Source organism: Blautia sp. BCRC 81119, assembly GCF_003184505.1.
Lineage (GTDB): Bacteria > Bacillota > Clostridia > Lachnospirales > Lachnospiraceae > Blautia_A > Blautia_A fusiformis.
This window is the reverse complement of sequence record NZ_QJHD01000024.1, coordinates 1-15,847: the sequence shown is the minus strand read 5'-3', so window position 1 is coordinate 15,847 and position 15,847 is coordinate 1. Positions and strand designations below refer to the sequence as shown.

The following is a 15,847-nucleotide window of genomic DNA, read 5'->3' as shown; positions in this document are numbered from 1 at the left end:
TAGTTGAAATGGCAGTAAATAGAGTACCTGTTCTGAAAAGATGCAGATCCCTTGGCCTGGATCCGATTTACTTAGGAATTGATAAGAAGTCCACAAGACAGTTAAAACGTGCAAACCGCAAGGTGTCTGAGTATGGTCTTCAGTTAAAAGAGAAACAGAAAGCAAAATTTATCTACGGAGTTCTTGAGAAACCTTTCCGTAACTACTACAAGAAAGCCGACAGAATGCAGGGCCAGACAGGTGAGAACCTTATGGTTATGCTTGAGAGCAGACTTGACAACATCGTTTTCCGTATGGGATTTGCCAGAACAAGAAGAGAGGCTCGTCAGATCGTAGATCACAAGCACGTACTTGTTAACGGAAAATGTGTAAACATTCCGTCCTACCTGTGCAAAGCAGGAGACACAATTGAGATCAGAGAGAAGAGCAAAGGCTCTGAGAGATATAAAGGAATCCTTGAGATCACTGGCGGAAGACTTGTTCCGGAGTGGATCGACGTTGATCAGGAGAACCTGAAGGGTGTAGTTAAAGAGCTTCCTACAAGAGAGCAGATCGATGTTCCTGTAAACGAGATGCTTATCGTCGAGCTGTATTCTAAATAATTAGTAACTGTTTACTGTGTCTACAGTTACAAAAATTGGTAATACCCTCGAATGTTGATTAACCCAGAAGGAGGGAACCTTATAGTGTTTGATTTCAATAAACCAAAAATCGAAATTACCGAAATATCCGAAGATAAGAAGTTTGGAAGATTCGTTGTAGAGCCTCTGGAAAGAGGTTATGGTACTACCCTTGGCAATTCTTTAAGAAGAATTATGCTGTCCTCCCTTCCGGGAGCTGCAGTAAGCCAGGTGAAGATCGATGGTGTACTTCATGAATTCAGCTCCATTCCGGGCGTGAAGGAAGATGTGACCGAAATCATCATGAATCTGAAATCTCTTGCCATTAAGAATCACAGCAGTGACAATGAGCCGAAGACCGCATACATTGAGTGTGAGGGCAAAGGTGTTGTTACAGCAGCTGATATCCAGGCAGATCAGGATATTGAGATCATGAACCCGGATCAGGTGATCGCAACCCTGAACGGTGGAAAAGACTGCAGACTGGCCATGGAGCTTACCATTACCAAGGGACGTGGCTATATCAGTGCAGACAAAGGCAAAACCGATGACATGCCGATCGGTATGATCGCAGTGGATGCGATCTACACACCGGTAGACAGAGTCAACATGATCGTAGAGAATACACGAGTTGGTCAGGTAACTGACTTCGACAAGCTTACACTGGATGTATATACCAATGGAACACTTGATCCGGATGAGGCAGTCAGCCTTGCAGCAAAGGTTCTCAGCGAGCATTTAAACCTGTTCATTGATCTTTCCGAGAATGCTAAGACCGCAGAGGTTATGATCGAGAAAGAAGACAATGAGAAGGAAAAGGTTCTGGAGATGAGCATTGATGAGCTTGAGCTCTCTGTTCGTTCCTACAACTGCCTTAAGAGAGCCGGTATCAATACGGTTGAAGAATTATGCAACAAGACTTCTGACGATATGATGAAGGTTCGTAATCTGGGCCGCAAATCCTTAGAGGAAGTACTTGCAAAACTCAAAGAGCTGGGACTTCAGCTCCAGCCTACAGAGGAATAATCCGGAAACAGAGTAATGAGTGGGGTGTCAGCAGCAGGGCAGTAAGACCGAACAAGCATGTCCTGGTGTCCCACAGATGGAGGATAATAAAATGGCAAAATATAGAAAATTAAGCAGAACATCTAACCAGAGAAAAGCACTTCTCAGAAATCAGGTTACAAACCTTCTTCATCACGGAAAGATCGTGACAACAGAAGCTAAGGCTAAAGAGATCCGTAAGATCGCTGAGGGACTTATCGCTATGGCTGTACGTGAGAAAGACAATTTCGAGACAGTTACAGTAACAGCTAAGGTTGCTCGTAAAGATGCTGACGGAAAACGTGTAAAAGAAGTCGTAGACGGCAAAAAGAAAACAGTTTACGATGAAGTTCAGAAAGAGATCAAGAAAGATGCTCCTTCCAGACTTCATGCACGTCGTGAGATGATGAAAGTTTTCTATCCTGTAACAGAGGTTCCTGCTAAGGGCGCTGGCAGAAAGAAAAATACAAAAGAAGTTGACATGGTTGACAAGATGTTCAGCGAGATCGCTCCGAAATACGCAGATCGTAACGGTGGTTACACAAGAATCGTTAAGATCGGACAGCGTAAAGGCGATGCAGCAATGGAAGTTCTTATCGAGCTTGTATAATTTACTTCTGACCGATTTAAAGGACATTTGCAGAAATGCAGATGTCCTTTTTTATATTCCAAAAAACTCGAAAAAATGCATAAATGGTGGGTTTTCGACCATAAATTACATTAAGATATCATAATTTGAATAACAAATCATGGTATAATATATAGAACAAAAAGTAACAATGATGGAGTAAAAGGGGATACATAAATATGACGATGATGACCATTGCCATTTGTGATGATATGCAGGCGGATGCGAGAAAACTTCACAAACAGCTTGAGCGGATCGTTCCAGGGTCAGAAATTCGGATATTTAAAAGCGGCGAGCTTTTATTGGAAGAATTGGAAAAGAAAAGGAAACCTGAGGTAAGCTGAATGACTTCGAAAAACAGCTTGACGACGGTACATTTTTGCGGTGTCATCAGAGCTTTATAGTAAATATGGAACGGGTCACAGGAGCTGAAAATGACAGCTTCCATATCGGAGAGCATGTAATACCGATCTCCCGATCCTATAATCGGAATGCACACGAGAAATATGATGAATATCTGAGACTTCAGCAGGAATATGACGAGGAAGAAGAGGATTAACTTGATTATTATCCTTTTTTAGCGTACAATCGGTAATGTATGAAATACGACTACACGTATGCGAAAGGATGATAAACATGGTCGGTGGGATTTTTGGTATTCCCGGACAGAAACAATATAGGAATGATTTGGGACAGGTTCCCGGATATGATAAATTTGCAGAAGATAAAAAGGAAAGCAGCGAGGAAATGTTTTCCTTTACGTCTTGTGCATTTTTTTGTTGCCTGAGATGATGCGACGTTTTATACTGACATTGGAAATACTGTTTGTATCACTTTTTCTTCTGGGAGGTAGTTTCCCGGAAACAGAAACTGCCCGGAATACATCAGGAGGATTTAGCTGGAAGGACTACAGGACCATTGCACATGCTCTGGGAGGTATGGACGGAAAGGATTACCTGAATTCCAGAGAGGGATTTCTGTTCATGTATGAACAGGGAGTTCGTCTTTTTGAATTGGATCTTTCCAGGACATCCGATGGAGTATGGGTCTGCAGGCATAACTGGAACGATCCCATGGGACAGTGGGATGGCAACGGAAAAAAAGTCCTTACAGAAAAGGAATTCAGACAAAGTAAAATATATGGGAAATACACCCCCATGACACTGGAGGATTTTTTCCTTCTTCTGAAAGATTATCCGGATGCATATGTGCTGATCGATTCCAAACAGTATTCTCTTCGCAATTATCAGAGAACACTGGAGGATTACAGTGATTATGTGGAAATTGCCAGGAATGCAGGTGCCGGTGAGACGCTGGATCGGATCATTCCGGAAATCTACAATGAAGCAATGTTTCCCGGAACGGCCATGCTCTATTCTTTTCCTTCCTATGTATATTCACTGTGGCAGGAGTATTCTGTGGAAGAGCTGGAGTATATTGCATCCTTCTGTAAAGAAAAGGGAATTCCGGCAGCAACAGTATACTGGGAGTATTGGTCAGAAGAAACGGAGAAGATCTTTGAAAAAAACGGGATCAGTCTGTATGTTTATACGGTTAATGACCGTGACCAGGCCAGAAGATACATTTCGCAGGGAGCAGAAGGAATCTGTACCGATTTCCTGACAGCGGAAGATCTGTGGTAAGAGAAATAAAAACAAAGGAATCAGAAGATTATGAAAATAAGAACAACCATTGCTGTGATGGCAGCAAAGATCACAGGACATGTCTGTAAGCTTATGGGCCGGCAGGGTGTGACCTGGGCCGGTAAGGTCGCGATGAAGATCTGTCCGGATATCCTGGAAGAGCTTTCTTCTCAGGTAAGAGAAAAAATATTTGTAGTATGCGGAACAAACGGAAAGACCACAACCAATAACATGCTGTGCGCAGGCCTTGAGGCAGAGGGAAAAAAGGTCATCTGCAATCATACCGGTTCCAACATGCTCAACGGAGTTGTGGCAGCCTTTGTATTGGGGGCAAAATTCAGCGGAAAACTGGATGCGGATTATGCCTGTATCGAGGTGGATGAGGCATCCACAAGACATGTGTTCACAAGGATCAGACCGGATTATATGGTTATGACCAATCTGTTCCGTGATCAGCTGGACCGTTATGGCGAGATCGATATCACTATGAACATTCTGGAAGAAATGATGAAAAAGGTTCCGGATATGAAGGTCATTGTCAATGGTGATGATGCACTGTCTGCATATCTTGCCATGGACTGCGGAAATCCTTTTGTAACCTACGGGATCAGCAAACCGGTGATCGAGAACAAAACAAACGAGATCCGTGAGGGCCGGTTCTGTAAGTGCTGTGGAGAAAGGCTGATCTACAGCTTCTATCATTACAGTCAGCTGGGAGACTACAGATGTCCGAAATGCGGCTTTAAACGTCCGGAGATCGACTTTGATGCCACAGATGTGAAGGTGGATGATCAGATTGCCTTTACAGTGGAGGATAAACGGATCGTGGCCAATTATAAGGGATTCTATAATGTGTATAATATTCTGGCTGCCTATGCGGGAATTCGTACCGCAGGCTTTAAGGCGGAGCATTTTAATGAGATGCTCCGGAAGTTTAATCCGGAGAACGGACGCAATGAACAGTTTCGGATCAAGGGCACCAGTGTTGTTCTGAATCTTGCCAAGAATCCGGCCGGTTTTAACCAGAACATTTCAGCTGTGATGCAGGACGGATCACCAAAGGATATCATCATTGTGATCAATGATAATGCACAGGATGGAAAAGATATCTCCTGGCTCTGGGATGTGGATTTTGATCTTTTCGGAGGGGACAATATCAATTCCATCACAGTCAGTGGTATCCGGTGTCAGGATATGCGCCTCCGTCTGAAATATGTGGATATCCCGTCCATGCTGGAAAATGATGTGGAGACAGCCATCCGCAAACGAATCGGGGATGGATGCGGCAATCTTTATGTACTTGTAAATTATACGGCGCTGTTTGGCACCAGAAATATCCTGAAGAAACTGGAGGGTGAGAAATGAAGATAACGATAGGGCATTTATATCCGGATCTTCTGAATCTTTACGGTGACAGAGGAAATATCCAGTGTCTGATGAAGCGCTGTCTCTGGAGAGGAATCGAGGCAGAAACCATAGCTTATGAACTGGATGACAGAATCGATTTTTCCAAACTGGATATCGTACTTCTTGGTGGTGGCTCCGACAGAGAACAGATGCTGGTATGTGAAAAGCTGAAGGAAATCCAGAAGGATTTCAAGGCGTATGTGGAAGACAATGGAGTTGTGATCGCAATCTGTGGAGGGTATCAGCTCCTTGGAAATTATTATAAGACGGATCAGGGAATGATCGAGGGTCTGAAGCTTGTAGATATGAGCACTGAGCAGGGAAAAGGCCGCCTTATTGGAAACATTGTGATGCAGAGCGATCTTTTTGATATGCCCATCGTAGGTTTTGAAAATCATGGAGGGCGTACCACCATCGGAAACAACAGATCCCTGGGAAAGGTTCTGTCAGGATACGGAAATGACGGACAATCCGGTGAGGAAGGGGTTGTATACAAAAATGTGATCGGTACGTATCTTCACGGACCGCTTCTTCCCAAAAACCCGCAGCTTGCAGATCTTCTGATCAGCCGTGCACTGGAAAAGAAATACGGTAAAAAGATCGAACTTGAGAAACTGGACGACAGCGAGGAACAGGAGGCAAACTCCTATATTTTCCATCGCTTTGTAAAAAACGAAGGATAAGAGGGCAGTATGGCAAAATCAAACAATCAGAAGGCGAAGATCCTGTACCTTGAAAAAATGCTGCGGGAAACAGGGGAGCATCGGGTAATATCTATGCAGAAGATCCTTGAGAATCTTGAGAAACAGGGAATCCGTGCAGAGCGAAAAAGCATTTATGATGATGTGGAGGTATTACGTTCTTTTGGAATGGATATCCGTTATACAAGAGAACGGCCGGGTGGGTATTATCTTGCCGGTGAGAGTGCCGGAGAGGAACAGCCGTCTGAAGAACCCGGGCTGACTGCGGAAGCTAAGGAGATTCATGAAACTAAAGATATTCATGAGACCTCTGTGACAGGGTACCGGAAGCTTCTTGAGGCTTCAGCCGGAACCATAAAAAAAGAAATAAAACTTCTCTGTACCGGAGCTGTACAGGCGGAGGTGCGTGACTTTTTCGGCACAGATGCAGAATATAAGATGAAAGATAGCGGAGATCTGACGGTAACTGCAGAGCTTCCGGAAAATGGAAAATTCTACGGCTGGCTGACCGGGATGGGCGGCAGTGTACGTATCCTGAAACCCAAGAAATCTGCAGCCGCCTACAGAGACTATCTGAAATCACTGGCAAAGGACTATAAAGGCTTATAGGAGAGATTTGATCATGAAGAAAAAAACAGCAATCCTGCTTTTGGGAGCTTTTGTCTTTACAGCAGCCTTTTCCGGCTGTGGAAAAAACAAAGAGGCGACAGAGGCAGCCAATGAAAGTGTGGAGTCTGAAGACCCGGAAGGAAAAGCCAAAAACAGCAATGATGCAGAGGAAGAAGAAAAAGAAGAAGCAAAAAAAACTGCGGCAGCAGATAAGAAAGTAGGTGTGTTTCTGCCTTCATCAGCAGATGATTCCCGTTGGTCTGCTGACGGAGAAACTCTTCAGAATACACTGGAAGATGATGGATATGATGCAGAGATATTTTGGGCAGATGAAGACAGTGATACGCAGGTATCCCAGATCCAGTCCATTCTGGACGATGAAGAGCTTTCTGCACTTGTCATCGCACCTGCAGATGCTTACAGCCTGAACGATGTGCTGGAGCAGGTGTACGAGAAATCCATTCCCGTGATTTCGTACGATCAGCTGATCATGGATACAGATAAGGTCAACTATTATGTTACCTTTAATACAAGAAAAGCCGGAAAAATGGTGGGAGATTCCATCATAAAAAAAATGGATCTGGAGAAAGCACGGGAAGAAAAGAAAACTCTGACCATTGAGTTTCTTATGGGCTCTCCGGATGATCGTGACGCACTGTTCTTTTATAATGGAGTGATGGAGAAGCTTCAGGAATATTTCGACGATGGAACACTGGTATGTACTTCAGGAAAGCTGACCTTTGATGATACTGCAGTGATGCGTTCCGGAAGAAATACCGCAAAGAATGATATGGCGGAGATCCTTTCTCAGAATTATACAGAGGGTGCGCCGGATATTATCTGCACAGGTGCTGACGACCTTGCACTTGGGGCTGTGGATGCCCTGGAGGATGCAGGACATGTGTCTGGAGAGGATGGCTGGCCTATGATCACAGGAGGCGGCTGTGAGGCAGAAGCAGTGACCGCTGTGATCCAGGGAAAGATTGAGGATGATCTGCTGTTTGATAACCGTGTACTGGCAAATGACTGTGTGACGATGGTGGATACTCTTCTGAAAGGGGAGAAGCCGGAGATCTCCGATTATGAGCAGTATGACAACGGGACCAAGATCGTGGGAACTGTGACCAGTGATATCCAGCTGATCGATGCAGATAATTATCAGATGCTTGTGGATGACGGATATTATGAAGAAAAAGAGATCATGCCGGAGGCAACTGCCACACCAACGCCGACAGTGACACCGGAAGCTGCGGTGACGGAAGAACCGGATATAGATGAAAATACACCGGAAGCTGCATCGGCTTCATCGGAAAAGGAAGAAACGGAAATTTCCGGAACACCGACACCGGAGGAAACAGTAACTCCGACACCTTCAGAGAAAGCGGAAAAGGGTGCAGATGCATAGATCAGAAATGATATCATGATCTGGCTGTGATAAAAATAAAAATACTCCCGGAAACAATGTATATAAGTTTCCAGGAGTATTTTTTATGATAAATCTTATTCACGGAAAGTAAGTTTGCCATCAGCAATGGAATCAATGATAGCAAGGGATTCCAGATGGATACCCATGTCACGGATGGTCTGTCCGCCGGACTGGAAGCCTTTTTCGATAACGATTCCGGCTCCTTCAAGAGTTGCGCCGGATTTCTTAACGATGTCGATCAGACCGAGAAGTGCACAGCCATTGGCAAGAAAATCATCGATCAGGAGTACGTGATCTTCCGGTCCGAGAAATTTCTTGGAAAGGATCACATCGTAAACTTTCTTGTGGGTGAAAGACTCTACCTTGGTGGTGTACATCTCGCCGTCAAGGTTCACACTCTGTGCTTTCTTGGCAAATACAACCGGTACATGGAAATACTGTGCCGCAATACAGGCAATACCGATACCGGAAGCCTCGATGGTAAGGATCTTGGTGATTGGACAGTGGTCAAAACGTTTCTTGAATTCTTTGCCGACCTCGTTGATCAGGTCAATATCCATCTGATGATTCAGGAAGCTGTCCACTTTTAAAATATTTCCTTCTTTTACTACGCCGTCTGTCAGAATTCTGTCTTTTAAAAGCTGCATGAAATTTATCTCCTTTGATTTATCACATTAATATATGTTTACTGCCCACGGACAGAGCAGTAATATTTTTAATATGTATCATACGACAATATTTGCGTGAGTGCAATTATTTTTGACAAAAAAACATAAAATTATTATAATAGATAGGATGACTAAGAAAGGAACAGGCACAGATGAAAGAGTACGAAGTAATCTGGGAAATTTTTAACAAATGTCCGAGAAATCAGATGCGTGATGTATTTGTGGAAGAAGTGGAGATTGCAGATCCGGAAGCGTATGTGAAACAGAAATTTCAGGGGAAGGATGTCTCCTACGAGAAGACAGTACTGGAAGACGGAACCATCATTTTTGACATTCAGACATCTATGATCCGGCAGCGCTGTTCTTTCACGGAGATCTGAAGGAGGAAATACACATGAAAGAAACACATGTGCACGTTCTCGAGGATGGAACCGTTCTTGAACATACCCATGGGGAACAGGAACATGTGCATACTCACGATGGCACACATTCTCATCATCACAGCCACGCACAGACCAAGGCCGTGCTCAACAGACTTTCCAGGGCCATCGGGCATATGGAATCCATTAAGCGTATGGTGGAGGAAGGACGTGACTGCAGCGAAGTGCTGATCCAGCTGTCAGCCGTAAAATCTGCGATCAATAATACAGGCAAGATCATCCTGCAGGATCATATAGAACACTGCATCGTGGATGCAGTGGAGCATGGAGACAGGGATGCTATCAAGGAACTGGAAAAAGCGATCGACAGATTTATGAAGTAAGGTAAGGAGTTCATGAGAGATCGTGAATGAGAAAAATACACGGACAGAGAGCCAGTTCTGTCTGTGTAAATACAAAGAATGAGAGGAATCTATTATGGCAAAAGAGTGTAGCAATACATCCTGCAACAAATCAAGCTGTGAAGGCTGCGGACAGAAACAGCCCCAGAGCCTCATGGCAGAACCAAATGTTTTTTCTGACGTAAAACATGTGATCGGAGTTGTCAGCGGAAAGGGAGGCGTGGGTAAATCTTTCGTAACAGGCTCCCTGGCAAACCTGATGGCTTCCAAGGGATATAAAGTGGGCATTATGGATGCTGATATCACCGGTCCGTCCATCCCGAAGATGTATGGCATCAAGGGCAATGCACAGGGCAGTGACAATGGGATCTATCCGATGCCAACTGCAAACGGAATCGAGGTTATGTCTGTAAACCTTCTTCTCCCGGATGAGGAGACACCGGTGATCTGGAGAGGTCCGGTCCTTGCAAATATGGTAAAACAGTTCTGGAGTGATGTGATCTGGGGTGAATTGGATTATCTCTTTGTAGATATGCCGCCAGGAACCGGAGATGTTCCGCTGACAGTATTCCAGTCCCTGCCGATCGAGGGTGTCGTGATCGTTACTTCTCCGCAGGATCTGGTCCGCATGATCGTCAAGAAAGCCTATAACATGGCTGATATGATGAAGGTTCCGGTCCTTGGAATCGTGGAGAACTATAGCTATGTGAAATGTCCGGACTGCGGAAAAGAGATCAAGGTCTTTGGCGAGAGCCATATCGATGAGATCGCTGCAGAACTGAAGGTTCCGGTCCTGGGCAAGATGCCGATTGACGTGAAGCTTGCAGAGCTTGCAGACAGCGGTCTGTTCAGTAAGATCGAGAATGAGTATATCACTGCGGCAGCAGACGTGATGCCGAAGGCTGAAGCGTAAGTAATAAGAATAATATCTGACCGATATCAATAACAGAAAAGACCACCGGAATTGAGTACATAAGGATCGTAATAACCTTATGGCAGATTCCGGTGGCTTTTTTACTGAATCAGGGAAGTATCCTGCTTCGATCGTGAAAAGCAGTAAGCGGCAGGAACTTGATCGTATCAGATCTGGGAAAAATATTTAAGAAAGCACTGGGCAGCCTGGGAAAGCTGCAGTGCTTCATGATGAGCGATCACGGCACTTCTTGCGGGCAGAGGTGTTTTCAGATGGACAGGTTCCAGACCCGGACGGTTGCGGAGCATATAATCCGGGATACAGGCAATACCAAGTCCGATCTCTGCAAGATCGATCAGCAGATCGTTGCTGTTCAGTTCAACCTCAGGCAGCAGCTTCAGTCCTTGGGCTGCAAACACCTGATGAAGATATTCGCTGGTGGTACTCTTTGGAGCGAGCATCAGGATGGGATAATCCAGAAGATTTTCCATGGAAAGAGGTGATTTGCCCATGGTGAAATAGTCCGGATTTGCCACGAAGATATCACGGAATTCCAGCACAGTCTGAAGCTTGGTGTGGGCTGAAAGCCGGGAATTCGGGTAGTTGGTGACGATCAGCTCTGCCTGGCCGTTTTCCAGAAGCTCCGCACATCCGATGGAAGTGCTGTTGATGATCTTGATCCGTACCTCCGGATGATCCTTGTGGAAACGGCGGAGATAGGGGATGAGAAAATAGCGGCACAGAGTATCGCTGGCACCGATCCGCAGCTGACCGGTAAGATTTCCTTCTCCGGAAAGGACAGCCTCTCCTTCGTTTAGCATGGAAAGGGCCGGCTTTACATGCTGGAGGAGAAGCTCTCCCTCCGGAGTCAGGATGACCCGTTTGGTACTGCGCACAAACAGAGTATGGCCCAGCTTTTTTTCAAGGTTTTTGACGGCCTGGCTTACTGCAGACTGTGAGATAAAAAGCTGTCTGGAAGCCTCCGAAAAGCTCAGCGTCGTGGCCACGTAATAAAACACTTTGTAAAGTTCAAGATTGATATCCATATGTGAAAAATCCTCCGCTTATAAATGATATAAGATATATTAATTTTACTAATGATATTTCCTATGATACTATATTTTCAGCAGAAAAGAAAGACTGAAATGCTTTCTGCACGTTTACCATCCTTATTATCGGATATAGAGAAAGGAGCCTTCTATGAGCAACGTAAGACGTGTGTATGTAGAAAAGAAACCTGCCTTTGCAGTAAAAGCAAAGGAACTGAAACATGAGATCAAACATTATCTTGGTATCAGCACTGTGACAGCAGTCCGTGAGCTGATCCGTTATGACGTGGAGAATATCTCCGATGAAGTATTTGAGAAAGCCTGCAAGACCGTATTTGCAGAGCCGCCGGTAGATGATCTGTATCTTGAAAAATTTGATGTGGCAGAGGGCGCACGTGTATTTTCCGTAGAATTCCTTCCCGGACAGTTTGACCAGAGAGCCGATTCTGCAGTGCAGTGTGTACAGTTCCTGGATGAGAATGCAGCACCGATCATCCGTTCAGCAACTACTTATGTAATCGAAGGAACCGTTACAGATGCAGAGTTTGAGGCGATCAAACATCACTGCATCAACCCTGTGGATTCCCGTGAGACAGGTCTTGAGAAGCCGGAAACACTGGTAACAGTATTCCCGGATCCTGAGGATGTGAAGATTTTTGACGGATTCAAGGATATGGCTGAGGCTGATCTGAAGGAGCTGTACTCTTCTCTGAACCTCGCCATGACATTTAAGGACTTCCAGCATATCCAGAATTATTTCAGAAATGAAGAGAAACGCGATCCTTCCATGACAGAGATCCGTGTTCTGGATACCTATTGGTCTGATCATTGCCGTCATACTACTTTCTCCACAGAGCTTACCAGCGTGAAGTTTGACGAAGGTGATTATAAGACTCCTATTGAAAAAACATACAAAGAATATCTGGATGCCCATAAGGAGATGTACAAGGGCCGTGATGATAAGTTTGTCTGCCTGATGGATCTTGCACTTATGGCAATGAAGAAACTGAAAGCAGAAGGCAAGCTTGCAGACCAGGAAGAGTCTGATGAGATCAATGCCTGCAGTATCGTGGTACCGGTGGACGTGGACGGGAAAGAAGAAGAGTGGCTGATCAACTTTAAGAACGAGACACACAACCATCCGACGGAGATCGAGCCTTTTGGTGGTGCGGCAACCTGCCTTGGCGGAGCCATCCGTGATCCGCTTTCCGGACGTACCTATGTATACCAGGCAATGCGTGTGACAGGTGCAGCAGATCCTACCGTATCCGTAAAGGAAACTCTGAAGGGTAAACTTCCGCAGAAGAAGCTTGTCCGCAGCGCAGCTCACGGCTACAGCTCCTACGGAAACCAGATCGGTCTTGCAACCGGTGCTGTAAAAGAAATCTATCATCCGGACTACGTTGCAAAACGTATGGAGATCGGTGCGGTTATGGGTGCGGCTCCGAGACGTGCGGTCATCCGTGAAAATTCCGATCCTGGAGATATCATCATCCTTCTTGGCGGACGTACCGGTCGTGATGGTATCGGCGGTGCAACTGGTTCCTCCAAGGTCCACACAGAGGCTTCCATTGAGGTTTGCGGCGCTGAGGTGCAGAAAGGTAACGCGCCTACCGAGCGTAAGATCCAGAGGATGTTCCGCAGAGAGGAAGTCAGCCATATCATCAAGAAATGTAACGACTTTGGCGCAGGTGGTGTTTCCGTTGCCATCGGCGAGCTGGCACCGGGACTTCAGATCGACCTCGACAAGGTTCCGAAAAAATACGCAGGTCTTGACGGCACTGAAATCGCCATCTCTGAGTCTCAGGAGCGTATGGCTGTTGTAGTTGACCCGAAAGATGTGGATACTTTCCTGAAATTTGCAAATGAAGAGAATCTCGAGGCAATTCCGGTTGCAGTTGTAACGGAGGAGCCACGCCTTGTCCTTAACTGGAGAGGAAAAGAGATCGTAAATATCTCCCGTGCATTCCTAGATACCAACGGTGCACATCAGGAGACCTCCGTTGAGGTTGAGATCCCGTCAAAGGACGGAAATCTTTTCGAGGAACGTCCGGATGTAACAGATGTAAAGAAAAAATGGATGGATACTCTTGCTGACCTGAATGTATGCTCACAGAAGGGTCTTGTGGAGATGTTTGACGGCTCCATCGGCGCAGGCAGTGTATTTATGCCTCACGGTGGCAAATATCAGCTGACAGAGACACAGTCCATGGTTGCAAAGGTTCCGGTACAGAACGGAAAAACAGAGACTGTTACCATGATGAGCTACGGCTTTGATCCATACCTTTCCTCATGGAGTCCGTATCATGGAGCTGCCTACGCAGTAACCGAGTCTGTTGCCAAGATCGTTGCAACCGGTGGTGACTATAAGAAGATCCGTTTCACCTTCCAGGAATACTTCCGTCGTATGACAGAAGATCCTAAGAGATGGAGCCAGCCGTTCTCCGCACTGCTTGGCGCTTATGCGGCACAGATCGGATTCGGCCTTCCTTCCATCGGCGGTAAGGACAGTATGTCCGGAACCTTCAATGATATTGATGTTCCTCCGACACTGGTGTCCTTCGCAGTGGATGTTGCAAAGGTAAAAGATGTGATCACACCGGAGCTCAAAAAAGCAGGAAGCAAGCTGGTATGGCTCCGTGCACCGAAGGATTCCTATGATCTTCCGGATTATCAGGCTCTTATGGAGCAGTATGATAAATTACATCAGGATATCCAGGCAGGCCGTGTGATCTCCGCATATGCACTTGACCGTCACGGAATCGCTGCTGCAGTCAGCAAGATGGCCTTTGGTAATGGCATGGGTGTAAAGATCGAGCATAACCTTGACCCAAGAGATTTCTTTGCTCCGGCATTCGGCGATATCATCTGTGAGGTTCCGGATGGAAAAGTCGGTGAGCTTGCCATTACCTATACTGTGATCGGTGAGGTTACGGATAATGCGAAGTTCACCTACGGTGATACAGAGATCACTCTGAAAGAGGCGCTTTCCACATGGGAAGGAACTCTGGAGAATGTATTTAAAACAGCAGCAGGAACCGAGGACGTCAAGGCAGATGACGGTTCCCTTTACAAAGCAGACAGCATCTATGTATGCAAACATAAGGTTGCAAAACCGCGTGTATTTATTCCGGTATTCCCTGGAACAAACTGCGAGTATGACAGCACCCGTGCATTTGAGAGAGCAGGCGCCGAGGTAGACGTAAAGGTATTCAAGAACCTTACAGCAGAAGATATCCATGATTCTGTAGAGCTCTTTGAGAAAGCAATCGATCAGGCACAGATGATCATGTTCCCGGGCGGCTTCTCAGCCGGAGATGAGCCGGACGGATCCGCGAAATTCTTTGCTACCGCGTTCCAGAACGAGAAGATCAAGGAGGCAGTTATGAAGCTCCTCAATGAGCGTGACGGTCTTGCTCTTGGTATCTGCAACGGATTCCAGGCACTGATCAAACTGGGACTGGTACCGTACGGTGAGATCTGCGGACAGAAAGAGGATTCTCCGACACTGACCTACAACACCATCGGACGCCACGTATCCAAGATGGTTTACACCAAGGTTGTCAGCAACAAGTCTCCATGGCTTCAGAAAGCACAGCTTGGCGGTGTATACTGCAATCCGGCTTCTCATGGTGAGGGACGTTTTGTCGCAAACGATGAGTGGCTGAAGAAACTCAAGGAAAACGGACAGATCGCAACGGAGTATGTACCGGTAGATGAGACCGGATATGAGGGTGAGTTTAACGTAAACGGCTCTTATATGAACATCGAGGGAATCACAAGCCCGGATGGACGTGTTCTCGGAAAGATGGCACACAGTGAGCGTCGTGACGCAGGCGTGGCTGTCAATATTTACGGAGAGCAGGATATCAAGATTTTTGAATCTGGTGTTGAGTACTTCAGATAATACCAGGGGGAAAAGGTCAAAAAGTCGTTCGTGCTTGCACGATAAGACTTTTGAACTTGGACCCCGCCAAACATGAGGAAGTAGCAATTTACGTAGTAAATTAGCGGATTCCGAATGTTTGAGGATTGCGTGAGCTGCGTGCAGCGGAGCAATCCGGGAGTATCAAGTTATGGGCAATACTTTGCCCATAACATCCTTACAGTGGCAGGGGATTTCAGACCTCCCTGCCACTGTAAAAATACAAAAAAGCATATATTTTTTAAAAAATTAAAAAAAATGAAAAAAAGTGTTGACACAAGTCACAAACCATTATATAATAGCAAAGCGAGTTGCGGAACGGAAGAGTTCCTAAGACGAACAACTGTTATGGGATCTTAGCTCAGCTGGGAGAGCATCTGCCTTACAAGCAGAGGGTCATAGGTTCGAGCCCTATAGGTCCCATGTTACAAAA

General features: G+C 45.7%; 16 protein-coding genes and 1 tRNA gene. 15 read left to right on the top strand and 2 right to left on the bottom strand.

The annotated features are described in order from the left end of the window. The first annotated feature begins 8 nt into the window (after window positions 1-8). The 10 genes from rpsD to DMI82_RS13955 all read left to right on the top strand — a co-directional run bounded on the left by rpsD (window position 9) and on the right by DMI82_RS13955 (window position 8,057). On the top strand, window positions 9-602 hold the full coding sequence (gene rpsD / locus DMI82_RS13995) for a 30S ribosomal protein S4 (RefSeq protein ID WP_015526943.1): 594 nt from the start codon (window positions 9-11) through the stop codon (window positions 600-602). 84 nt (window positions 603-686) lie between these two features. Continuing rightward, entirely contained in the window at window positions 687-1,646 is a 960-nt protein-coding gene (locus tag DMI82_RS13990) for a DNA-directed RNA polymerase subunit alpha (RefSeq protein WP_059085345.1), read from the top strand. A 91-nt stretch (window positions 1,647-1,737) separates the two neighbouring features. Next, on the top strand, window positions 1,738-2,274 hold the full coding sequence (locus DMI82_RS13985; protein WP_021976084.1) for a bL17 family ribosomal protein: 537 nt from the start codon (window positions 1,738-1,740) through the stop codon (window positions 2,272-2,274). Window positions 2,275-2,471: 197 nt separating this feature from the next. Next, entirely contained in the window at window positions 2,472-2,636 is a 165-nt protein-coding gene (locus DMI82_RS19840) for a hypothetical protein (RefSeq protein WP_158526476.1), read from the top strand. Window positions 2,637-2,671: 35 nt separating this feature from the next. Then, window positions 2,672-2,851 carry a LytTR family transcriptional regulator DNA-binding domain-containing protein gene (locus tag DMI82_RS13980; RefSeq protein ID WP_235812329.1) on the top strand — a complete coding sequence of 60 codons (180 nt, stop codon included), beginning with the start codon at window positions 2,672-2,674 and terminating at the stop codon, window positions 2,849-2,851. Window positions 2,852-3,230: 379 nt separating this feature from the next. After that, window positions 3,231-3,935 carry a phosphatidylinositol-specific phospholipase C/glycerophosphodiester phosphodiesterase family protein gene (locus DMI82_RS13975; RefSeq protein ID WP_242981842.1) on the top strand — a complete coding sequence of 235 codons (705 nt, stop codon included), beginning with the start codon at window positions 3,231-3,233 and terminating at the stop codon, window positions 3,933-3,935. Between the two features lie 30 nt (window positions 3,936-3,965). After that, entirely contained in the window at window positions 3,966-5,300 is a 1,335-nt protein-coding gene (locus DMI82_RS13970) for a MurT ligase domain-containing protein (protein WP_015526950.1), read from the top strand. After that, window positions 5,297-6,025 carry a type 1 glutamine amidotransferase gene (locus DMI82_RS13965; RefSeq protein WP_015526951.1) on the top strand — a complete coding sequence of 243 codons (729 nt, stop codon included), beginning with the start codon at window positions 5,297-5,299 and terminating at the stop codon, window positions 6,023-6,025. Before DMI82_RS13970 ends, DMI82_RS13965 begins: the two co-directional genes overlap by 4 nt. 9 nt (window positions 6,026-6,034) lie before the next feature. Beyond that, window positions 6,035-6,652, top strand: a complete 618-nt coding sequence (locus DMI82_RS13960; RefSeq protein WP_015526952.1) for a WYL domain-containing protein — start codon at window positions 6,035-6,037, stop codon at window positions 6,650-6,652. A 13-nt stretch (window positions 6,653-6,665) separates the two neighbouring features. Further along, the gene (locus DMI82_RS13955) at window positions 6,666-8,057 is read left to right on the top strand and encodes a substrate-binding domain-containing protein (RefSeq protein WP_110103638.1); all 1,392 of its coding nucleotides are present in this window, start codon (window positions 6,666-6,668) and stop codon (window positions 8,055-8,057) included. A 95-nt stretch (window positions 8,058-8,152) separates the two neighbouring features. On the opposite strand, the gene DMI82_RS13950 is transcribed toward DMI82_RS13955, so the two are convergent. Beyond that, window positions 8,153-8,725, bottom strand: coding sequence for a xanthine phosphoribosyltransferase (locus tag DMI82_RS13950; RefSeq protein WP_015526955.1), 573 nt, complete (start codon window positions 8,723-8,725; stop codon window positions 8,153-8,155). A 173-nt stretch (window positions 8,726-8,898) separates the two neighbouring features. Here DMI82_RS13950 and DMI82_RS13945 point away from each other — a divergent pair, with 173 nt between their 5' ends. The 3 genes from DMI82_RS13945 to DMI82_RS13935 all read left to right on the top strand — a co-directional run bounded on the left by DMI82_RS13945 (window position 8,899) and on the right by DMI82_RS13935 (window position 10,440). Next, window positions 8,899-9,126, top strand: coding sequence for a hypothetical protein (locus tag DMI82_RS13945; protein WP_015526956.1), 228 nt, complete (start codon window positions 8,899-8,901; stop codon window positions 9,124-9,126). A 14-nt stretch (window positions 9,127-9,140) separates the two neighbouring features. Further along, window positions 9,141-9,509: a metal-sensing transcriptional repressor gene (locus DMI82_RS13940; RefSeq protein ID WP_110103637.1), complete on the top strand. Its 369-nt coding sequence runs from the start codon at window positions 9,141-9,143 to the stop codon at window positions 9,507-9,509. Window positions 9,510-9,603: 94 nt separating this feature from the next. After that, window positions 9,604-10,440: an Mrp/NBP35 family ATP-binding protein gene (locus DMI82_RS13935; RefSeq protein ID WP_015526958.1), complete on the top strand. Its 837-nt coding sequence runs from the start codon at window positions 9,604-9,606 to the stop codon at window positions 10,438-10,440. A 167-nt stretch (window positions 10,441-10,607) separates the two neighbouring features. Here the strand turns inward: DMI82_RS13935 and DMI82_RS13930 are convergent, their stop codons facing one another. Then, window positions 10,608-11,486: a LysR family transcriptional regulator gene (locus DMI82_RS13930; protein WP_021650784.1), complete on the bottom strand. Its 879-nt coding sequence runs from the start codon at window positions 11,484-11,486 to the stop codon at window positions 10,608-10,610. Window positions 11,487-11,640: 154 nt separating this feature from the next. On the opposite strand from DMI82_RS13930, the gene DMI82_RS13925 reads away from it, so the two are divergent. Together DMI82_RS13925 and DMI82_RS13920 are read left to right on the top strand one after the other, a co-directional pair. Next, a complete protein-coding gene (locus tag DMI82_RS13925) occupies window positions 11,641-15,396 on the top strand; it encodes a phosphoribosylformylglycinamidine synthase (RefSeq protein WP_110103636.1) in 3,756 nt (1,251 codons plus the stop codon). Window positions 15,397-15,764: 368 nt separating this feature from the next. Continuing rightward, a tRNA-Val gene (locus DMI82_RS13920) sits at window positions 15,765-15,837 on the top strand. The last annotated feature ends 10 nt before the right edge of the window (window positions 15,838-15,847 follow it).